This is a genomic window from Pseudoflavonifractor sp. An187 (assembly GCF_002160275.1).
In the GTDB taxonomy this organism is placed as follows: Bacteria; Bacillota; Clostridia; order Oscillospirales; family Oscillospiraceae; genus Enterenecus; species Enterenecus faecium.
On the sequence record NZ_NFKG01000001.1, the window covers coordinates 145,002 to 166,588 of the forward strand.

Below are 21,587 nucleotides of genomic sequence, written 5' to 3' on the forward strand. Positions count from 1 at the left end.
CCCACCCTTTTTCTGTGTGTTTGAAGGAGAACTAGTTATTATGGTACATACTTTTCACTGTTTGGACGCGAATATCGCGGTGGATGTGAACAGCGGTGCTGTGCATGTGCTGGACCAGACCGCTTACGACCTGCTGTCCCTGCTGGACGGCCCCATGGCAGAGCACTGCCCCGACGAGGTGGCCGCCAAGTTGCCCCAGTACGACCGCGAGTCTCTCAACTGCGCCTGGGAGGATCTCTACCAGCTGCAGCAGCAGGGGCTTCTCTTCACGGACGATACCTACATCGACCCTGAGGCCGCTGTGCTCATGCAGAAGGACGCCCCCGTCAAGGCCCTGTGCCTCCACGTGTCTCACGACTGCAACCTGCGCTGCAAGTACTGCTTTGCCTCCACCGGCGACTTCGGTACCGGCCACCGCATGACCATGAATGTGGAAACTGCCAAGAAGGCCATCGATTTCGTCATCGCCCGCTCCGGCAAGCGCCACAACATCGAAGTGGACTTCTTCGGCGGCGAGCCCCTCATGGCCATGGACACCGTCAAGGCCACCGTGGACTACGCCCGCTCTCTGGAGAAGGAGCACAACAAGAACTTCCGGTTCACCATCACCACCAACGGCATCCTGCTGGATGATGAAACCATCGACTACATCAACGAGAACATGTCCAACGCCGTGCTCTCTCTGGATGGCCGTCCCGAGGTCAACGACAATATGCGCCCCACCGTCAACGGTAAGGGCAGCTACGATGTGATTCTCCCCAAGTTCCAGAATCTGGTGGCTGGGCGCGGTGACAAGGACTACTACTTGCGTGGTACCTTCACCCGTCACAACCGGGACTTCGCCCAGGACGTCATCCACATCGCTGACCAGGGCTTCCGCAACGTATCTGTGGAGCCTGTGGTGGGAGATGCCAAGTATGACTACACCTTCAAGGAAGAGGACCTGCCTGGCATCCTGGAGGAGTACGAGAACCTGGCCCGGGAGCTGCTGGACCGGGACGACATCAACTTCTTCCACTTCAACGTGGACCTCACCCAAGGTCCCTGTGTCATCAAGCGCATGCGTGGCTGTGGCGCTGGCTGCGAGTATGTGGCCATCACTCCCGATGGCGACATCTATCCCTGCCACCAGTTTGTGGGCAAGGAAGAGTACAAGCTGGGCAACGTGTATGACAACACCTTTGACATGGACATCTCCCGGAAGTTTGCCGGGCTGAACATCTACACCCGCCCCGACTGTAAGGACTGCTGGGCCCGCTTCTATTGCAGCGGCGGCTGCTCCGCCTCCAATCTGGAGGTCAACGGGGACATGATGATTCCCAATCGGTTTGGCTGCGACATGCAGCGCAAGCGTCTGGAGTGCGCCATCGCCATGAAGGCCCACCGCGCCGGTATGGTCTAATTTCTTTTCTGGCTATTTAATCGCCGCCCCTTTCACAGTGGGCGGCGATTCTCTTTTGCATAGTTTCCCCTGGGATGCATAGGTTAGCAAGAGGTGATGAAACGATGACGCATCCCAAGCGGCTATATTCGCCACGAACATCCCGGGGGCAGGGGAAACGGCGGGAGAGAGGCCCGCTCTTCTTTCTATGCATATTCTGCCTGGTAGGCGTACTGCTGGGCAGCATTTTTGCTGCGCTTGGGGGGCGTCATCCCCAGTTTTCAGACCAATTGGCCAGCTATTTTCAGTCGGTGGCCCAGGGGTCGGTTCCTTCCGTCTCTTTCTGGTCCACCGTTTGGGACATTCTCTGCTGGCCCTTGCTGTTGGTGCTGCTGAGTTTTGGGCCTCCCGGCGTAGTGGGGGTACCATGCTTGCTCCTCATCCGTTGCTTTCTCCTCAGCTATGCCTGCTCCAGCTTTGTCGCCATGTTCGGCCTCTCTGGTCTGGGATGGGGCGCTCTATTCTTCGGGGTCTCCGCCATCCTAGTGCTACCTCTCACCCTGTATGTGGCAAAGTGGTCGTTTACAAATGCGCTGCGCAAATGTATCCCCCAGGAGTCCTCGGCCAAACTCCTGCCTCCATGGTCTGCGCTGGTCTGCTGTGGGGCTCTGTTTGGTCTCTCCTACTTTCTTCAAGGTCATTTGCTTCCATACCTTCTCCCGGGGTTGTGCCAAAAGCTGCTCTCTCTGCTCCCCTTGGGCTGAAAAGTCCAGGGTACCCAGTATGCCCTTTCCCTTGCGGCTGGTGGCAAATTATGATACAATAGTTCGAGTAATTTTCCAGGACAGGGGAGGGAGAACCGAGTGCGGATATTGGGGATTGACCCAGGCTATGCCATTGTGGGATTCGGTCTCATCGACTCCCAGCCTGGTAGGCAACAACTGGTGGCTTGTGGGGCCATCAACACCCCGGCAAGGGTGCGTTTGCCCGCCAGACTGTGGCAAATCGCCACAGACCTGGAAGAACTGATTGGGCAGTTTCACCCCGAGGTTCTGGCCATTGAGGAGCTGTTCTTCAACCAAAACGTCACCACTGGCATCGGCGTGGCCCAAGCCAGAGGGGTGATTTTAATGACCGCAGAGAAATGCGGTCTGCCTGTGGTGGAGTACAATCCCTCCCAAGTCAAGCAGGCCGTGGTGGGATACGGCAAGGCGGAAAAACGGCAGGTGATGGAGATGACCCGAAAGTTACTCCACCTGGCCAGTGTGCCCAAGCCGGATGACGCCGCCGATGCAGTGGCCATCGCCCTGTGCCACGCCCGCAGCTGCACCTCGCTGCTGTCCCGATCTATGAACCATACCTGAAGGAGCAAGCTATGTTTTACTATCTCAACGGAACGGTGGCCCATATTGGCCCCTATCTGGCCGTCATTGACTGCGGCGGCGTGGGCTATGCCTGCCGCACCACCAACCATACTCTGACTGGTCTGACCCGCGGGGCACAGGCCAAGCTCTACACCTACCTCCACGTCCGGGAGGATATTTTTGAACTCTACGGATTTTCCACGGAGAGCGAATTATCCAGCTTCCAGATGCTCATTGGAGTGTCCGGTGTAGGCCCCAAGGCTGCCCTGGCCATTCTCTCCTCCAATACGCCGGAAGGACTGGCTCTGGCCATCGTCTCGGAAAACGAAAAGGCCCTGACCTGCGCCCCTGGCATCGGAAAAAAGATCGCCCAGCGCATCATCCTGGAGCTCAAGGACAAGCTGTCCAAAGGACAGCTCACCACCAGCAGCGGGGAAGCCTTTGCCGGCGGCGTGACCATCATTCCCGAAAACAAAACCGGCGAGGCCTCGGCGGCTCTGGCCGTCCTGGGGTACAGCCAACCGGAGATTGCCGCTGCGTTGAAGGGCCTGGATGTGGACCAGCTGACCTTGGAAGAGATCATCAAGCAGGCACTCAAGCGCATGGTCCGCTAAATGAGGTGTGACAGATATGAGCATTGATTTTTCCAACCACGAATATGAAGGGTCGGACTTCGAGCCCCTGGTCAGCACCTCTCTGACCCCAGCGGACGACGGGGAGGCCTCTCTGCGGCCTCAGACCCTGGATCAGTACATCGGCCAATCCAAGGCCAAGGCCAACCTGGAGGTGTTTATCCAGGCGGCCAAAATGCGGGGAGAACCCCTGGACCACGTGCTGCTCCATGGCCCCCCGGGCCTGGGCAAAACCACCCTCAGCGGCATCATCGCCAACGAGATGGGGGTACAGATCCGTATCACCTCCGGCCCCGCCATTGAAAAGCCGGGGGATTTGGCGGCTCTGCTCACCAACCTCCAGGAAAATGACATTCTGTTTGTGGACGAAATCCATCGGCTAAACCGCTCGGTGGAGGAGATTCTCTACCCGGCCATGGAAGACTACGCCATTGACATTATGATTGGCAAAGGCCCTTCCGCCAACTCCATCCGCCTGGACCTGCCCAAGTTCACTCTTATCGGCGCCACCACCCGGGCAGGGCAGTTGTCCGCCCCTCTGCGGGACCGCTTTGGCGTCACCCTCCGGCTGGAACTGTACACCCCCGAAGAGCTCAGCGAGATCGTCACCCGTTCGGCCGGCATTCTCAACGTACCCATCGAGCCAGACGGAGCCATGGAGATTGCCCGACGCAGCAGGGGCACGCCCCGTATTGCCAACAGGATGCTGCGGCGGGTGCGAGACTTCGCCCAGGTCACTGCTGGGGGCGTCATTACCCAGGGGGTGGCTGATCGGGCCCTGCAAGCGCTGGAGATCGACGCCCTGGGCCTGGACCAGATCGACCGCCGCATGCTGTTGAGCATCATCGAGAATTACAACGGCGGGCCTGTAGGCCTGGACACCTTGGCCGCCACCATCAACGAGGAGTCCGTCACCCTGGAGGATGTGTACGAGCCCTATCTGATGCAGCTGGGCTTTCTCACCCGCACGCCCCGGGGCCGCTGCGTCACCTACAAGGCCTTTGAACACCTGGGACTGACACCACCCAACCGAGGAGAAATGGAACAACTTTCCTTTTGATTGCCAGGTTTTCCAGAACCTTTCCAGATGCTTTTTAGATTTTGCATAAAAATCATTGACAATTGCGCCAGTTTGTGATAAAAATAAACAAGGTTACAGTATGAAGGACATTGAGGAGTTGACAACAGAATATTCTGATGAGGCACTTTGTGCAAAGGCCAGAGAGGGCGATTTGACGGCTGAGGAAGTGTTGGTTCTGCGCTATCAGCGGCAGGTCCGCATCTGCGCCCGCCCCTTCTTTTTGGCTGGCGGCGACAGCGAGGATTTGATTCAGGAGGCCATGTTCGGACTGATCAAAGCCATCCGTGAATTTGACCCCAGCCGCGACGCTACCTTTCGCACCTTTGCCGACGTCTGCATTCGCAATCGCATTCGTTCCGCCGTTACCTCTGCATCCCGGGGGAAACACACACCTTTGAACGACAGCGTCCCCTTTGACTCCATTGAGGCAGAGAGCGGTTCCAGTCCGGAAGAGCTCTATATCTCCAGAGAGGAAGAGACGGAGCGGATGGAACAGCTCACCAAGTGTTTGTCTTGTCTTGAACGGCAGGTTTTGACCCTGTTCCTGCAAGGACTCTCTTATCAGGAAATCAGTTGCCACGTCGGACGCTCTGTGAAGTCTGTAGACAACGCAGTACAACGGATTCGACGAAAGGTTGCCCCATATTATGGCGATTTCAGCGAGAGCTGACGCAAATATTACAGTCCCAGCAGAGGCATTTCCCGGTTCTGGGCATCAAAAGAGAGGGTATTTCCATGTACGAAGACAAGACTTTAGTATGCAAAGAGTGTGGCCAGGAGTTCGTGTTCACCGCCGGTGAGCAGGAGTTCTACGCTGAGCGCGGCTTCCAGAATGAGCCCCAGCGCTGCAAGGCCTGCCGCGACGCTCGCAAGGCTGCCGCCCGTGGTCCCCGTGAGTACTTCACCGCCACCTGCGCCGCTTGTGGCCGTGAGGCGAAGGTTCCCTTTGAGCCCAAGTCCGACCGCCCTGTTTACTGCAGCGAGTGCTTTGCCAAGATGCGTGAAGAGGGCTAAGCCTCTATCTTTGTTGCATCCAAACGGAGTTGCCTTCTCGGCAACTCCGTTTTTATTTGTCCAGTTCATGGTAACGTTTTTCTAAGGACGTCTTGTTCCGGTTGTCGAACTGTGATATAATGCTATCATTACGGGACATTGAAATGATAGCCGTTTTTTGTTCCTGAACGAAGTGGGGAATCCAAGGTTTTTCCCTGCTCATATCCAATAAGGGGGTTCTTTTCACCGTGAACAAATCTATTTACGAAAGTCCTCTCTCGTCTCGCTATGCCAGTGATGAGATGCAGTACATCTTCTCTCCGGACAAGAAGTTCTCCACATGGCGCAAGCTGTGGGTGGCGCTGGCTCGGGCCGAGATGGAGCTGGGCCTGCCCGTGACTCAGGAGCAAATTCAGGAGATGGAGGCCCACCTGACCGACATCGACTATGACCTGGCCGCTCAGAAGGAGAAGGAGCTGCGCCACGACGTCATGGCTCACATTCATACCTTCGGCACCCTGTGCCCCAAGGCCATGCCCATCATCCACTTGGGCGCCACCAGCTGCTATGTGGGCGACAACACCGATGTGATCATCATGCGGGAAGGCCTGGAGCTGGTTCGCGACAAGCTGGTGCGGGTGCTGTCCAACCTGTCCCAGTTCGCTTTGAAATACAAGGCTCTGCCCACCCTGGGCTTTACCCACTTCCAGGCCGCTCAGCTGGTCACGGTGGGCAAGCGCGCCACTCTGTGGATGAACGAGCTGCTCATGGACCTGGAGGAGATCGAGTACCGCATCGCCAACCTGAAGCTGCTGGGCTGCAAGGGCACCACCGGAACTCAGGCCTCCTTCCTGGAGCTGTTTGAAGGGGACCACGAGAAGTGCAAGGAGCTGGATCGCCGCATCGCCAAGGAGATGGGCTTCGAGGCCTCCGTCCCCGTATCCGGCCAGACCTACTCCCGGAAGGTGGATTCCGCCATCGTCTCCACCCTCTCCGGCATCGCCCAGTCCGCCAGCAAGTTTGCCACCGACGTGCGCCTCCTGTGCCACCTCAAAGAGGTGGAGGAGCCCTTCGAGAGCAAGCAGATCGGCTCTTCTGCAATGCCCTATAAGCGCAATCCCATGCGCTGCGAGCGCATCTGCGCTCTGGCCCGCTATGTAATGGCCGACGTAATGAACCCCACCTTCACCGCTGCCACCCAGTGGTTTGAGCGCACTCTGGACGACTCCGCCAACAAGCGCATCTCCGTGCCCGAGGCCTTCCTGGCTGTGGACGCCATTCTCAACATCTACGAGAACGTGTCCGCCGGCCTGGTGGTCCACGAGAAGGTAATTGAGAAGCACATCCTGGAGGAGCTGCCCTTTATGGCCAGCGAGAACATCATGATGGACGCCGTGAAGAAGGGCGGCGACCGTCAGGAGCTCCACGAGCGCATCCGCGTCCACGCCCTGGAAGCTGGCCGCAATGTGAAGGACCTGGGCCTGAACAACAACCTCATCGACCTCATTGCAGAAGATCCCCTCTTCGGCATGAGCCGGGAGGAGCTGGTGGCCCACATGGAGCCTTCCCGCTACATTGGCCGCTGCCCCCAGCAGGTGGAGGACTTCATTGCTGAGTGCATCACCCCCGTACTGGAGGCCCATTCTCAGGCTCTGACTGGAGTTCACACCGAACTCAAGGTTTAATTTCACGCATCAATTTTATATTTTGGGAGGAATGAACATGGATACAGCAGTGCATCGTATCGGCGTATTTACCAGCGGCGGAGACGCTCCCGGCATGAATGCCGCCATCCGCGCCGTTGTCAGAACGTCCCTGCACATGGGAATTGAGTGTATCGGCATTCGTCGTGGCTATCACGGCCTTATCAACGGCGATTTTGCCCGTCTGGATTTTGAAAGCGTCAGCGATATCTCCCGTCGGGGTGGTACCATTCTGTACTCCGCCCGCAGCCTGGAGTTCAAGGAGTCTGCCGGCCGTGAGAAGGCCCTGGCCACCTGTAAGCTTCTGGGCCTGGATGCCCTGGTGGGTATCGGCGGCGACGGTACCTTCCGTGGTCTGCTGACCCTGGCTGAGAGCGGCATCTCTGTCATCGGTATCCCCGGTACCATCGACAATGATATCGCCTGTTCCTCCTACACCATCGGCTACGACACCGCCTGCAACACCGCTCTGGAGAGCATCGACCGTCTCCGTGACACCATGAAGTCTCACGAGCGCTGCTCTGTGGTGGAGGTCATGGGCCACCGGGCCGGACACCTGGCCGTGGCCGTCGGCATTTCCTGCGGTGCCACCGTGGTGCTGGTCCCTGAGCAGCCCGTGGACTTCCAGCGGGACGTCATCACCCCCATCCGTCAGGCCCGTCTGGGTGGCCGCACCCACTTCATGGTCATCGTGGCCGAGGGCGTGCCCGGCGGCGGCTACGGCGTGGCCCAGCAGATCAAGGAGTACACCGCTTTGGACACCCGTGTCACCGTGTTGGGTCACGTCCAGCGCGGCGGCTCTCCCACCGCCCGTGACCGTATGGTAGCCACCAACATGGGTTATCATGCTGTCCGCCTCCTAGCTGAGGGCAAGACCTGCCGTGTGGTGGCCATGAACGGAGATGACATTGTGGACTACGACATCAACGAAGCCCTGGGCATGAAGAAGGAAATTGACGAGGGCAGCCTGTGCATGCTCCGTGACCTCACCGGCGTCCACGGCTAATTCATTCAACGATTGATAAAATAGCCTCAAGCCACAGGTTTGGCTTGAGGCTATTTTTTCGCTACGGTGCAAAACAAGGAAAAAGCAAGATTTCCAACTGGCCATTCTATGGTATGATAGACTAGACCACATGGAGGTGAGGCAAGTGAAAGGGGATCGAACCATTCACCCACGTGTACTGGATTATGCATATACCGGGACCGATGTACTGTACAAAGAGTTTCACATTTCCCAACAGGGGTACAGCGACGAGCAGGTAGAGGCCAGTCGCGGACAATATGGTAAAAACATTTTGTCCGGCCGGGCATCGGACACGGTGCTCTATCGTTTGCGCCGTGCCTTTATCAACCCGTTTTCCATCATTCTGTTTGTCTTGGCGGCCATCTCCCTGGTGACCGATGTGTTTCTGGCCTCCAACTTCAGCCGAAATTTTACTACTGTGACCCTCATTGTGAGTATGCTGCTCATCAGCGGGGTGGTACGGTTTACTCAGGAACTGCGGGCAAAACGTGTGGCAGATCACCTCACCAAGATGATCGCCTCAAACGTCTTAGTGCTTCGGAATGGGCAGTGGGTCAGGTTGCCATCCACACAATTGGTAGTGGGGGATACCGTTCGCCTGGTTGCAGGAGATCGTGTCCCGGCAGACCTTCGTCTCACAGATGCAAAGGACCTCTTTGTCTCCCAATCCGTCCTGACTGGCGAGAGCACTATTCTGGAGAAACACGCAAAAACACTCTCCCAGGGAACAGCCCGCTCCTATGCGGAGTACAGCAATCTGGCCTTTATGGGTTCCTCCGTCATCGGAGGAACCGGGGAGGGCGTGGTCCTAGCCGTGGGTCCGGATACTGTCTACGGCGGTTTCTCCAGCTCAGGGGCAAGCCGCAACAACCGATTTGACCGGGGGGCCAATTCCATCGCGCGGGTCCTGATTCATTTCATGGTCGCTCTGGTCCCCGTGGTTTTTATCGCCTGTGGCGCCACCAAAGGCAACTGGCTCTCTGCGTTCCTGTTTGCCCTATCTGTGGCCGTGGGTCTGACTCCGGAACTGCTCCCCATGGTCATCAACGCCTGTCTGGCCAAAGGCAGCTCCGCCATGGGGAAAAAGCAGACAGTGGTGAAAAACATCAATGCCATGCAGGGCTTTGGCAGCATGGATGTACTCTGTGTAGATAAAACCGGAACCCTGACCGGAGACCGCATTGCCCTGGAGTATTATATGGACGTGCTGGGCAACGAAAGCCAGCAGGTGCTGGACTTTGCCTATTTGAACAGCCTGTACCATACCGGGGTGCGAAATCATCTGGATGATGCCATTCTCACATGCCAGAACATGCCGGGCCATGGTGACCATTTTCAAGCATTGGAAGCGGAGTACATAAAGCTGGACGAGTTTCCTTTTGACTATGACCGGAAGCTGGCCAGCATTCTGGTGAAACAGGGAGAGGAAAAGCTGCTCTTGGTCAAAGGCAGCATTGACGCCGTGTGTTCTCGGTGTAGCCACGTGGAGTATCGAGGTCAGCGCAGCGTCATGGCTACCGATGGCCTTGCCAGCGTCCATGCCATTGTGGACGAAATGCTGGAGGACGGCATGAAAGTCCTGGCCATTGCCTATAAGCCCTTGGGCCATGAGAGCCTGGAAACGGTAGATGAGCAAGGCCTCATTCTCCTGGGCTATCTGGCCTTTTTCGACGCCCCCAAACATACCGCTGCCGCCGCCATCCAAGCATTACAGGACCACCACGTGGGTATTCGTGTGCTGACGGGCGATCAAAAAAGTGTGGCGGTCTCCATCTGCCGCAGGCTTGGCATTGACGCCACCGAGACCTTGACGGGAGCAGAGCTGGAGGAATTGGGTGACAACGAGCTCCCCATCAAAATTGAACGCACCACCGTCTTTGCAGAGCTATCACCCAAACAGAAAGTACAGATTGTACAGACCCTACAGGCCAATGGGCATACCGTGGGATTCCTGGGGGACGGCATGAACGACTTGCCCGCCATTGTGGAATCGGATGTAGGTATTTCGGTGGATACAGCTGCTGACGCGGTCAAGGAAGGCGCCGATGTCATCCTTCTAAAAAAAGACCTCAACGTGCTGGAGGCAGGCATTCAGGAGGGGCGGAAAGCCTTTTCCAACGTATCCAAATACATCAAGATTACGGCTTCCTCCAATTTTGGAAACATCTTTTCCATCGTGATCGCCAGCGTATTCCTGCCCTTTTTCCCCATGACCTCGGTGCAGCTGTTGCTGCTAAACCTGCTCTATGATATGTTGTGTCTGGTCCTCCCGTGGGACAACGTAGATGAGGAAGCCTGTGCCCAGCCGCTGGAATGGTCTGGGCGCACACTGGGCCGTTTCATGCGTTTTTTTGGCCCTATCAGTTCTATTTTCGATCTTGTGACCTTTGCCTTCCTGCTCTTTGTACTCTGTCCCACCGTCTGCCATGGAAGTTATGTTTCTCTGGCAGGGAGCGAGAAGCAGCTTCGATTTATCGCCCTATTTCAAACGGGATGGTTTTTGGAGTCCATGTGGACACAGGTCTTGATTTTGCACCTACTCCGTACCAAAAAAGTGCCGCTGCTCCAGAGCAGGCCTTCCCGGCCCGTGATGTTAGTCACAACTCTGGGCATTCTGTTTTTCACCATTTTGACCTTCACCCCCATGGGGCACCTCATCGGATTGACTGCGCTGCCCATCCCTTATTTCATCTTCCTGGTGGTGGTGGTCCTGCTGTACCTGTTGCTGGTCACATGGGCAAAAAGCTTCTATATCAAGAAATACCGTGAACTACTTTGAGAGAGGAGGAGTCTGGAATGAAAAAGAACATCGGTTTTATCGCTCTGGATTTCTCCCTCACCAAGTGGCTGACGGAAAAGCTCCGCACTTCTGCACCAGATACTCCCGCCGCCAAGGAACTGCTGGAAGGTCTGACCGATCTGATGGATGGCCGGACAAGCTCTCTGATGGTGGAGATGGGAGAGTCCGACTCTGTTATTCCTTCCATCGAAACCATCCAATGCGGTGCGCTCTCCATCGACCTGAGACTGCGGCGGGTGAGACGGGACGACACCGAGATCTCCCTGACCCCCAAGGAGTTTGACATTCTCTATTTCCTGGCCCGCAACCGGGGCGAGGTGTTCACCAAGGAACAGATCTATCAGGCCGTATGGGAACATGATTATCTGATGGATGACAGCAACATCATGGCATTTATCCGAAAACTCAGGAAGAAAATTGAGCCTAACCCGGATGCACCGGAATATATCCTGACCATTTGGGGCATTGGGTATAAGTTTAACGACAAACTCTAACCGCCTATTCTGACCAAATCGCAAGGAAATCGCAAGGTTTTGACCATGGGATTCTCCTTGCGATTTTTTTATACTTACGGAGAAAGAGAGGTGAACGACATGGACTCTGACGATCATACGCGAAGGCTTGGCACGGCATGTGGGACCCGGAGTCCCATGTCTACACATGTCTGTCTTTGCCTTGATTCTATGCAAGGAGGTAAGACCAATGCACCTGAAAGAAAAATCCATGGCGCTCCGTCCCACCGCCGAGAGAGACAACGCCCGTAAACAGCAAAATCGCCGCATCCAAGATGCGGCAACCACTTCCAACAAACATGTCCTGATGAACCTACAAGCCGCCCTGTGCGGACTGGACGAGGAGACGGTACTTCACCACCGCAGCCAATACGGCAGCAACAAAGTGACCCATGAAAAGAAGAAATCCCTGGCCAAACGGCTGGCTGGCGCTTTCATCAATCCCTTCACCGCCATTTTGTTCTGCTTGGCCCTGGTATCCACCCTGACCGATATGATCTTCCCCTATTTCTCCCTGTTGGGCAGCACACCGGAGGATTTCGACTGTCTGACCGTGGTGATGATTCTCACCATGGTGCTGATTTCCGGTACCCTTCGGTTTGTACAGGAATCCAGGAGCGGCAACGCAGCAGAGAAGCTTCTGGCCATGATCACCACCACCTGCACCGTCACCCGCAGGGGACAGGAAAAGGTGGAGATTCCCATGGATGATCTTGTGGTGGGGGACATCGTGCATCTGTCCGCCGGAGATATGATTCCCGCAGATGTGCGTATTCTGGAGGCCAAAGACCTGTTTGTCAGTCAGGCCAGTCTCACCGGTGAAAGCGAGCCGGTGGAAAAGACCCCTCATGTATGTGACGCCGCAGAGAGCATCACGGATTATACCAACATCGCTTTCATGGGCAGCAATGTGGTCTCCGGCAGCGCCACCGCTGTGGCCGTCTGCGTAGGTGACCACACCCTGTTTGGCTCCATGGCCTCCGCCGTGGCAGGCGAGGCGGTAGAGACCAGCTTCACTAAGGGAGTAAACGCCGTCTCCTGGGTGCTCATCCGCTTTATGCTCATTATGGTCCCCCTGGTATTCTTCATCAACGGCATCACCAAAGGGGACTGGCTGGATGCCTTTTTGTTCGGCATCTCCATCGCCGTGGGTCTGACCCCAGAGATGCTGCCCATGATCGTCACCACCTGCCTGGCCAAGGGGGCGGTGTCCATGAGCAAGAAGCAGACCATTGTGAAAAATCTCAACTCCATTCAAAACTTTGGGGCCATGGATATTCTGTGCACCGATAAGACCGGGACTTTGACCCAAGATCAAGTGGTGCTGGAATATCACCTGAACATCAACGGCGAGGATGACACCCGGGTCTTGCGCCACGCCTATCTCAACAGCTATTTCCAGACCGGCTATAAGAACTTGATGGACCTGGCCATCATCCACAAGACCGAGGAAGCCGAGGCAGAGGACCCCCGGCTGGTGGACTTGTCGGAACACTATGTGAAGGTGGATGAAATTCCCTTTGACTTCACGCGCCGTCGGTTGACCACCGTGGTGCAGGACCAGACAGGGAAGACCCAGATGGTGACGAAGGGTGCTGTGGAAGAAATGCTCTCCATCTGCACCTTTGCAGAGTGTGACGGCGGCGTGCAGCCGCTGACCGATGAGGTCCGCCGCCACATTCTCCAGACCGTAGACAGCCTCAACGACAAGGGCTTCCGTGTGCTGGCCATTGCTCAAAAGAGCAATCCTTCTCCTGTGGGTGCGTTCGGCGTCAAAGACGAGTGCGACATGGTTCTGATGGGATATCTGGCCTTTTTGGACCCACCCAAGGAGTCCACAGCAGACGCCATCCAAGCACTAAAGGACCATGGAGTGACCACCAAGATTCTCACCGGGGACAACGACAAAGTGACCCGAACCATCTGCAAACAGGTGGGCATCAAAGTGCGCAATATGCTCCTGGGTTCTGATTTGGAGAAGATGAGCGATGCCGAACTGGCCAGAGCAGCCGAATCCACCGACGTGTTCACCAAGCTGACCCCTGAGCAAAAGGCCCGTGTAGTCTCCATCCTCCGGGAAAATGGACACACCGTGGGCTTTATGGGGGACGGTGTCAACGATGCTGCGGCCATGAAGTCTGCCGACATCGGAATCTCCGTGGATACCGCCGTGGATGTGGCAAAGGAATCTGCTGACATCATTCTGCTGGAAAAAGACCTGATGGTCTTGGAGCAGGGCATCATCGAGGGGCGCAAAACCTACGCCAACATGATCAAGTACATCAAAATGACCGCCTCTTCCAACTTCGGCAACATGTTCTCGGTGCTGGCAGCTTCTGCGCTGCTGCCATTCCTGCCCATGATGAGCGTGCACCTGATCTTTTTGAATCTGATCTATGACCTGTCCTGCACCGCCATTCCCTGGGACAATGTGGACGAGGAGTTTATCGCCAAGCCCCGGAAATGGGACGCCTCCAGCGTGGGCAACTTCATGCTCTGGATTGGGCCCACCAGTTCCATTTTCGACTTTACCACTTATCTGTTTATGTACTTTGTCTTTTGTCCCATGTTTATTTCCGGTGGTGTGCTGTTCAGCGATCTGCCTGCCCATTTCAGCGGAGCAGAGCTGGCCTTGATGCAGGCCAAGTATATCGGACTGTTCCAGGCTGGTTGGTTTGTGGAATCCATGTGGAGCCAGACCTTGGTCATTCACATGATTCGCACCCCCAAGCTGCCCTTTCTTCAGAGCCGTGCTTCCGCTCCCTTGACGTTGCTGACCCTGACGGGTATCACCGTGCTCACCGTCATCCCCTTTACCCCGCTGGGAGCCGCTCTGGGGTTCGTGGCGCTGCCTGCCGCCTACTTCGCCTATCTGATTCCGTGCATTCTCCTCTACATGATTTTGGCCACCAGTCTCAAAAAGGCCTATGTGCGGCACTACGGTGAATTGTTATAAGAACGGAGGAATATCATGATGAACTGGGCAAACCTGTGGATGGACGTATTTGGAACCACTTCTCTTTGGGGCATTGACATGGGATTTTGGGTCGCCATTGGCGTGGTGTTTCTCATTGTCATCTTGATGAATGTGGTGTTCTGGTCCATGAAGCCTCAAAAATAAACGAATCTATGAAAATCCCTCCGATGTAGTACTAACTACACCGGAGGGGCTTTCTGTCTTATTCAAAGGGGTAGTGCACACCCATCTGATGGCGAATCTCGTCCATCAGCTCCATCATATGCACGGTATCCTGATGAGGCATGGAGGGGCACTCCAGCGCTCCCGCCTCAATACAGCGGGCTGCCTCTGTCACCTCATACTCGTAGCCTGTGAGCTGAGCAGGGCAGGGGTGATGCTCTACTTGCCGATACTGGGCGTCATAGACGGTGATGGACTGGGGATTGTTGATATTCTCCACCACAGAAAAACCCCGGGCACCATAGATGATTCCCATCCGGTCAGAGACACAGTTGGCCCCGGCGTTCAACACTGCCATCTTTCCGTCCTTCCACGTCAGGGTCATGCTGTCCTGGAGGTCCACTCCCTTGTCCGAGAGGACGCCCACAGCATGGACCTGGTCCGGGGCACCAAACACCATCTCGGCAAAGTTCAAGGGATAAATCCCCACATCCAGCAGGGCACCTCCGGCCAAGGCAGGCTCCACAATGCGCTCTTTTCCCATGATCTCATAGCCCAGGTTGGCGGTGAGCATTCGGGGCTCTCCAATGATGCCAGAGTTCACCACCTGAGAGATGATCTCCCGCATAGGCTGGTATCTGGTCCAGATGGCCTCGGTGAGCAGCAGGCCCTTGTCTTTGGCCCGCTGGAGCATCTCTCGCGTCTGCTGGACATTGGCGGCAAAGGCCTTCTCGCACAGAACATGCTTTCCGTGCTCCAGGCACATCATGACATGCTGATAGTGGTGAGAGTGAGGAGTGGCCACATACACCAGCTGGACTTGCTGGTCCTGGAGCATCTCCTCATAGCTGCCGTAGGCTCGCTCTACGCCGTGGGTATCGGCAAACTGCTGGGCCCGTTCCAAATCCCGGGCTGCCACAGCATACAGGGAGACGGCATGATTTCCCACTTGGTTCATGCAGTTGATGGTTTCCGCCATGGTTGCGGCAATACGTCCAGCTCCCAAAATTGCCATATGAAGCATCTTTTTCATCTCCTTCGGAACATAAAAAATGATGAGGAATTACATCACTGTAATTCCTCATCATCATAGCACAAAGCAGGGAAGAGGTCTACTCTTCTTACTTGCTGGCCAGAACCTTCTTCAGACGGGCGAAGCGGGGCAGACCGTGCTCGGTGGCGCGGGTGTTCTCACCCTGGATCAGGGGCAGGGCGTAGTCGATGAAGCCCTGGTTGATGCCGTTGCCAGCCTCGTTGATCCACTCCAGGGGCACCTTCTTCTCGAAGTTGGCCACCTCAGAGAGGTTGAACAGCTTGGTCTTGCACTCATAGCCGTTCTCACGGGAGCACTCGAAGCCCACCATCTTGTCGGTCTCGCCGGCCACAGCAGCCTCCACGGCGGTCTTACCAGCCAGGAAGGACTCCTGAATGTCGGTCTGAGAAGCCAGGTGAGCGCCGCAGCGCTGCAGCAGGGACAGCTCGATGCCACGGACCTTGGCACCGGTGCGCTCCTTGACGATGTTGGCCAGCATAGCAGCCAGACCGCCCAGCTGAGCGTGACCGAAACCGTCGGTGGCAGAGGTCTTAGCCTCGGAGACGAAGGAGCCGTCAGCATAGTGGATGCCCTCGGAGACAGCCACGATGCAGTTGCCGTTCTTCTCGTAGATGGAGGTGACGTCGGCCAGGAACTTGTCCATGTCGAAGTCCACCTCGGGAACGTAGATCAGGTCGGGAGCGCAGCCCACGACGCCAGCCAGAGCGGCAGCGGCAGTCAGCCAGCCAGCGTGACGGCCCATGATCTCGATGATGGTGACCATGCCGGTGTCGTACACACGAGCATCCTTGTACACCTCAGCGCAGGAAGTAGCGATGTACTTGGCAGCAGAGGCGAAGCCGGGGCAGTGGTCGGTGCCGAACAGGTCGTTGTCGATGGTCTTGGGCACGCCCATGACGCGGCACTCATAGCCGGACTTGGCCATGAAGCGGCTGACCTTGGAGCAGGTGTCCATGGAGTCGTTACCGCCGTTGTAGAAGAAGTAACGCACGTCGTACTTCTTGAAGATCTCCAGAATCCGCTTGTAGTCGGTGTCGTCCACATCGGGATCGGCGATCTTGTAGCGGCAGGAACCCAGCTCGGAAGAGGGAGTGTTCAGCAGCAGCTCCAGCTCGTGAGCGTCCTCCTGGCTCATGTCATACAGACGATCGTTGAGAACGCCCTTGATGCCGTGAGCAGCGCCGTACACGGCGGTGATGTTGGGGTTATCCAGAGCGGTGCGAATGACACCGTATGCGCTGGCATTGATCACGGAGGTAGGACCGCCGGACTGACCAATGATACATGCGCCTTTCAGTTGAGACATGTTTGAATCCTCCTAATGTTGTGATGCGTTTGAAACGCGCTGATTAGGCCTTGCCGTCGCAGCCCAGGACGTTGATCAGCTTGTGCTTGACCAGCTCCTTGATGTTGGCGCGGGCGGGCTTCAGGTACTCGCGGGGGTCAAACTTGTCGGGGTGCTCAGCGAAGAACTTACGGATGGTGCCGGTCATGGCCAGACGCAGGTCAGAGTCAATGTTGATCTTACACACAGCGCCGCGGGCGGCCTGACGCAGCTGCTCCTCGGGGATACCAACGGCATCGGGCATCTTGCCGCCGTTCTCGTTGATCATCTTCACATACTCCTGGGGCACGGAAGAAGAGCCGTGGAGAACGATGGGGAAGCCGGGCAGACGACGGACGACCTCGTCCAGGATGTCGAAGCGCAGGGGAGGGGGAACCAGCTCGCCCTTCTCGTTGCGGGTGCACTGAGCAGCGGTGAACTTGTAAGCGCCGTGGCTGGTGCCGATGGCGATGGCCAGAGAGTCGCAGCCGGTCTTGGAGACGAACTCCTCAACTTCCTCGGGACGGGTGTAGTGAGAGTCCTCGGCGGAAACCTGGACCTCGTCCTCCACGCCGGCCAGAGCGCCCAGCTCGGCCTCGACCACAACACCGTGATCATGAGCATATTCCACAACACGCTTGGTCAGCTCAATGTTCTCAGCGAAGGGCTTGGAAGAGGCGTCGATCATGACGGAGGTGAAGCCGCCGTCGATGCAGCTCTTGCAGATCTCGAAGCTGTCGCCGTGATCCAGGTGCAGAGCGATGGGCAGGCCAGTCTCAATGATGGCAGCCTCAACCAGCTTCACCAGGTAGGTGTGGTTGGCGTAAGCACGAGCGCCCTTGGAAACCTGAAGAATCAGGGGAGCGTTAACCTCCTTGGCGGCCTCGGTGATGCCCTGAACGATCTCCATGTTGTTGACGTTGAAAGCACCAATTGCATACCCACCATCGTATGCCTTTTTGAACATCTCGGTAGTAGTGACCAGTGGCATTTGAATCAACTCCTTAGTAGAATTAATTGGTCTTGCACTTCATCATTTTAACAGCGTTCGCCCCAAATTGCAAGGTATCAAGCCATCTTTTTTAAGACAAATTATATACACCGCCCCAATACCCTTTGTGCGAAGTGCCAAAGCAGCAGGAGAGAGGCTCACTTTTTCTTGCACCGATCTCCCAAAGGGTTGAGTTGGGCGGCCTGACGCATGGCCTCGCTGTCCACGTGAGTGTAGATCTGGGTGGTGTTCAAATGCTCATGGCCGAGGATTTCCTGCAATGTACGCACGTCAACACCGTTTTTCAGCATCAGGGTAGCGGCTGTGTGGCGCAGCTTGTGGGCGGAGTACTTGTCCCGGTCCAATCCAGCCTCTGCCAGCCGCTTTTTAATCATATAGTGCACGCCATCCTTGGTCACACGGGTGCGCCGCCGACTGATAAACAGCGCATAGGGGTCCACAGCCGCCGACTGGGTTCGAACCGCCAGCCAGTCATCCAGCGCGCTGCGGCAGGCGGTATTGAGGAAGACAAAACGCTCTTTGTTACCTTTGCCTAACACTCGCATACGGTCGTCCCGCACATCGCTGAGGTTCAAGCCCACCAACTCAGAAATTCGCAGTCCACAGTTTAAAAATAAGGTAATAATACAAAAGTCTCGCTCAGAATTGGCCCCGTCGATGCTGTCCAGCAGTTGAATGCACTCATCCAGGGTTAAAAATCGCGGCAGTGTCTGGCGCTGTCTGGGCGCATCCAGCTCCTGAATGGGATTTTCCGTGAGAACTTTGGCTTTGTTCACCAGATATTTATAAAAGGAACGGATTGATGCAACTTTCCGAGCTCTGGTAGACGCCTCAAGGCCGCATCCAGCCTGGGGCGAATTGTGATTCTTGGCACGGCTACGGCTGAGAAAGCTGAGATATGCGTACACATCGGCCAGCGTCACAGAGCGCACCAGCGAGACATCCACGTCGTCAATGGAGATTTCGTCCAGCGGCGTGGATCTAGGCACCAAGCCTTTTTCAAGTTTCATGTATCTGAGAAAGTTGCGCAGATCGAGAAAATATTCATCAACCGTTTTGGACGAATGTCCCTGAATGGTCTCGTGATACGCGAGAAAATCCCGCAGCACCGGCGGCGCTTGGGTTTGATAGTCAATTTTCATGTAAAATCACCATATTTGCATACATAAATCCAGGCTGGCCGGATCATACTATGGGTATCAAATTTCCGGGAGCCCCCTACCCTCAACTCAACAAAATTTTAATTTTGTTGAGTTGCTAATGTGTTCAAACAGGAGTTCCCGGCACATCAGAATGGAGGTCAAGTTATGAGTCTCATTCCGTGTACCCTCTCCTGTCGGCATCAGACCGATGGCCGGTGCACCCTGTACACAACAGGTGCACAACCCATGCGCAACGCCGCCCAGGACGGCACCGACCACCCCTGTCTGAATTATGAGCCCAAAGACTCACACAAGCACCGCAATCGCTTGCCGGATGTTGTGCACCTCAATGAGCTGTAAGCCATCCGGCACCACCAGCTTTCCGCTGTGCCGGGCTGGAATCAGGCATTTGGTAAAGCCCAGCCGCTGCACCTCACTGAGCCGCTGATTCAAGGCGTGCACCGCCCGCAGCTCGCCCGTCAGGCCCACTTCGCCGATGGCCGCCAAATCATATGGCACCGGCTTGTCCCGGAAGCTGGACGCCAAAGCTACGATGAGCGCCAGGTCCGCCGCCGGCTCTGTGATACTCAGGCCGCCAATGACGTTGACGTACACGTCACAGTTGGACACCATAAGCCCTCCACGTTTTTCCAGCACCGCCGAGAGCATCATGGCCCGGTTGTAGTCAAAGCCATTGCAGGAACGCCGGGACGTACCGTAGGCCGACGGGGTAAGCAGCGCCTGAACCTCTGCCAATACCGGGCGTACGCCCTCCATGACACAGGTGACGCAGGAGCCCGGGGTGTTCTGAGGCCGCCCGGACAGCAGCGCCTCCGAGGGGTTTGGCACCTGGGACAGGCCTTGGTCCCCCATTTCAAACACACCGATTTCATTGGTGGCGCCAAAGCGATTTTTAGCCGCCCGGAGAATGCGGTAAGAGTTGTGCTCCTCCCCTTCAAAATGCAGCACACAGTCCACCATGTGCTCCAACACCTTGGGGCCTGCCAGGGAGCCTTCTTTGTTGATGTGGCCCACCACAAAAACGGTGATGCCCAAGCCCTTGGCCAGGTGCATCAGGGTCATGGTGCACTCCTTGACCTGGGCCACACTGCCTGGAGAGGAGTTGGACTCCCCGTTGTACACCGTCTGAATGGAGTCCACGATCAAAATATCCGGTTTTTGCTCCTCCACCGCCGCCACCACATCGTCCAGGTTGGTCTCTGAGTAGAGATACAGCCCCTGCCCGGAGATACCCAGCCGCTGGGCCCGCAGCTTGATCTGCCGCTCCGACTCCTCGCCGGACACATAGAGCACTGAGGCAAACTGGCACAGGCTGTTGCAGATCTGCAGCATCAAAGTGGACTTGCCGATGCCCGGGGCGCCGCCCACCAGCACCAGAGAGCCCTTCACGGCTCCCCCGCCCAGCACTCGGTCCAGTTCGCTCATTCCCGTGGGGAAGCGCAGTTCGTCGGTGGCCTCCACGTCATCCATGGGCCGGGGCTTTCGCAGGGGCGAGGTGGACAGGCTCCCCCCTGCTTTTTTCTTGCTCTCCGCCGCTGCGGCGGGCTGCTCCACAATGGTGTTCCAGGCCCCGCAGGCCAGACATCTGCCCTGCCATTTGGGAGTCTCGTTGCCGCACTGGGTGCAGTAGTACACAGTTTTATTTTTTGCCATTCAGATTCCTCCTGAGGCTCGGTTTATCATTTGCAACTGATGGAGGTAGGCTCCGGTGATGGCCATGGACAGACGGGTCTGATACCCGTCTGTGAGAAGCAGCGAGGCCTCCAGCCCATTGCTGAGAAAGCCACACTCCACCAACAGGCCAGGACAGGAAATATGGGAAAAGAGATACACGTCCTCGGACACCTGCTTGGCCTTTTTTGTGTTGGAGCTGTCCACCGTCTCCTGGAGCATCTGCTGGGTATATTCTCCCCACTGCCGCCCCACATCGCCCAGGGTGTAAAACACCTGTGCCCCTCGTACCGAGGGGTCGGAATATTGGTTTTGATGGATGCTGATGAGCATGGCCCCTGGGGTGTCGTTGACCAACTGGACCCGATAGTCCAAATCGGAGCGTTTCCGCTCTCCCCTCTCCTCTGCCCCCGGCGTGTGGAGTGAGACATCTTCCGTCCGGGTGAGCACCGGCTCCACTCCGCACAGCGCCATGAAATATTCCAGCTTCTTCACGATCTGGAGATTGATCTCACTTTCCCGGTGGCCCGAAGCGGTGACGGCTCCCCCGTCCTCTCCACCGTGTCCTGCGTCCAGCACCACGACAGGATGTCCGGTATCCACTTGAACCACTGTGGGCACCGCCAGCTTGCCCCATCGGGCGAAAAAACAAAGGATACATGCCGCAATGAGCAGAATCACCATCCATGGCTTCATAGCCATCCCCCCTTCCCTCCATCCATATGAAGCAG

The 21,587-nt window shown here is 56.5% G+C and carries 20 protein-coding genes; 13 read left to right on the plus strand and 7 right to left on the minus strand.

The window, feature by feature from the left end:
* The first annotated feature begins 40 nt into the window (after positions 1-40).
* A complete protein-coding gene (gene scfB / locus B5F22_RS00730) occupies positions 41-1,402 on the plus strand; it encodes a thioether cross-link-forming SCIFF peptide maturase (protein WP_087389740.1) in 1,362 nt (453 codons plus the stop codon).
* A gap of 283 nt (positions 1,403-1,685) precedes the next feature.
* On the opposite strand, the gene B5F22_RS12185 is transcribed toward scfB, so the two are convergent.
* Positions 1,686-1,823, minus strand: a complete 138-nt coding sequence (locus B5F22_RS12185; protein ID WP_158096562.1) for a hypothetical protein — start codon at positions 1,821-1,823, stop codon at positions 1,686-1,688.
* 421 nt (positions 1,824-2,244) lie between these two features.
* Between B5F22_RS12185 and ruvC the strand changes: the two genes are divergently transcribed.
* The 11 genes from ruvC to B5F22_RS12395 all read left to right on the plus strand — a co-directional run bounded on the left by ruvC (position 2,245) and on the right by B5F22_RS12395 (position 14,614).
* Entirely contained in the window at positions 2,245-2,745 is a 501-nt protein-coding gene (ruvC, locus tag B5F22_RS00740) for a crossover junction endodeoxyribonuclease RuvC (RefSeq protein ID WP_087389747.1), read from the plus strand.
* An 11-nt stretch (positions 2,746-2,756) separates the two neighbouring features.
* Positions 2,757-3,359, plus strand: coding sequence for a Holliday junction branch migration protein RuvA (ruvA, locus tag B5F22_RS00745; RefSeq protein WP_087389750.1), 603 nt, complete (start codon positions 2,757-2,759; stop codon positions 3,357-3,359).
* Between the two features lie 16 nt (positions 3,360-3,375).
* Positions 3,376-4,437 carry a Holliday junction branch migration DNA helicase RuvB gene (ruvB, locus tag B5F22_RS00750; RefSeq protein ID WP_087369301.1) on the plus strand — a complete coding sequence of 354 codons (1,062 nt, stop codon included), beginning with the start codon at positions 3,376-3,378 and terminating at the stop codon, positions 4,435-4,437.
* 100 nt (positions 4,438-4,537) lie between these two features.
* Positions 4,538-5,128: a sigma-70 family RNA polymerase sigma factor gene (locus tag B5F22_RS00755; protein WP_087389752.1), complete on the plus strand. Its 591-nt coding sequence runs from the start codon at positions 4,538-4,540 to the stop codon at positions 5,126-5,128.
* Positions 5,129-5,193: 65 nt separating this feature from the next.
* A complete protein-coding gene (locus B5F22_RS00760; protein WP_087229856.1) occupies positions 5,194-5,472 on the plus strand; it encodes a zinc-ribbon domain containing protein in 279 nt (92 codons plus the stop codon).
* A 227-nt stretch (positions 5,473-5,699) separates the two neighbouring features.
* Entirely contained in the window at positions 5,700-7,136 is a 1,437-nt protein-coding gene (gene purB, locus B5F22_RS00765; protein ID WP_087389756.1) for an adenylosuccinate lyase, read from the plus strand.
* Positions 7,137-7,173: 37 nt separating this feature from the next.
* Positions 7,174-8,160, plus strand: a complete 987-nt coding sequence (locus tag B5F22_RS00770) for an ATP-dependent 6-phosphofructokinase (RefSeq protein ID WP_087389759.1) — start codon at positions 7,174-7,176, stop codon at positions 8,158-8,160.
* A 145-nt stretch (positions 8,161-8,305) separates the two neighbouring features.
* Positions 8,306-10,960, plus strand: coding sequence for a magnesium-translocating P-type ATPase (gene mgtA / locus B5F22_RS00775; protein ID WP_343223905.1), 2,655 nt, complete (start codon positions 8,306-8,308; stop codon positions 10,958-10,960).
* A gap of 17 nt (positions 10,961-10,977) precedes the next feature.
* Positions 10,978-11,475 carry a helix-turn-helix domain-containing protein gene (locus B5F22_RS00780; RefSeq protein WP_087389765.1) on the plus strand — a complete coding sequence of 166 codons (498 nt, stop codon included), beginning with the start codon at positions 10,978-10,980 and terminating at the stop codon, positions 11,473-11,475.
* A gap of 208 nt (positions 11,476-11,683) precedes the next feature.
* The gene (gene mgtA / locus B5F22_RS00785; RefSeq protein ID WP_087389768.1) at positions 11,684-14,449 is read left to right on the plus strand and encodes a magnesium-translocating P-type ATPase; all 2,766 of its coding nucleotides are present in this window, start codon (positions 11,684-11,686) and stop codon (positions 14,447-14,449) included.
* Between the two features lie 15 nt (positions 14,450-14,464).
* Positions 14,465-14,614 (plus strand): hypothetical protein, encoded by a 150-nt coding sequence (locus B5F22_RS12395; RefSeq protein ID WP_087229838.1) that lies wholly within the window; start codon positions 14,465-14,467, stop codon positions 14,612-14,614.
* A gap of 58 nt (positions 14,615-14,672) precedes the next feature.
* On the opposite strand, the gene B5F22_RS00795 is transcribed toward B5F22_RS12395, so the two are convergent.
* The 4 genes from B5F22_RS00795 to B5F22_RS00810 form a co-directional block, all read right to left on the minus strand.
* On the minus strand, positions 14,673-15,647 hold the full coding sequence (locus tag B5F22_RS00795; RefSeq protein ID WP_343223906.1) for a Gfo/Idh/MocA family oxidoreductase: 975 nt from the start codon (positions 15,645-15,647) through the stop codon (positions 14,673-14,675).
* A gap of 106 nt (positions 15,648-15,753) precedes the next feature.
* Positions 15,754-16,992, minus strand: a complete 1,239-nt coding sequence (locus B5F22_RS00800) for a 6-phosphofructokinase (RefSeq protein WP_087229832.1) — start codon at positions 16,990-16,992, stop codon at positions 15,754-15,756.
* 43 nt (positions 16,993-17,035) lie between these two features.
* Complete coding sequence (fba, locus tag B5F22_RS00805) at positions 17,036-18,001, minus strand: class II fructose-1,6-bisphosphate aldolase (protein WP_087369295.1); 966 nt, start codon at positions 17,999-18,001, stop codon at positions 17,036-17,038.
* 158 nt (positions 18,002-18,159) lie between these two features.
* Positions 18,160-19,164, minus strand: a complete 1,005-nt coding sequence (locus B5F22_RS00810) for a tyrosine recombinase XerC (protein WP_087389774.1) — start codon at positions 19,162-19,164, stop codon at positions 18,160-18,162.
* 165 nt (positions 19,165-19,329) lie between these two features.
* On the opposite strand from B5F22_RS00810, the gene B5F22_RS11905 reads away from it, so the two are divergent.
* On the plus strand, positions 19,330-19,524 hold the full coding sequence (locus B5F22_RS11905; protein ID WP_143482141.1) for a hypothetical protein: 195 nt from the start codon (positions 19,330-19,332) through the stop codon (positions 19,522-19,524).
* On the opposite strand, the gene radA is transcribed toward B5F22_RS11905, so the two are convergent.
* Both radA and B5F22_RS00820 read right to left on the minus strand, forming a co-directional pair.
* Positions 19,471-20,838: a DNA repair protein RadA gene (radA, locus tag B5F22_RS00815; protein ID WP_087389777.1), complete on the minus strand. Its 1,368-nt coding sequence runs from the start codon at positions 20,836-20,838 to the stop codon at positions 19,471-19,473. The genes B5F22_RS11905 and radA overlap by 54 nt on opposite strands.
* Complete coding sequence (locus tag B5F22_RS00820; protein ID WP_158096563.1) at positions 20,839-21,552, minus strand: N-acetylmuramoyl-L-alanine amidase; 714 nt, start codon at positions 21,550-21,552, stop codon at positions 20,839-20,841.
* Positions 21,553-21,587 lie beyond the last annotated feature (35 nt).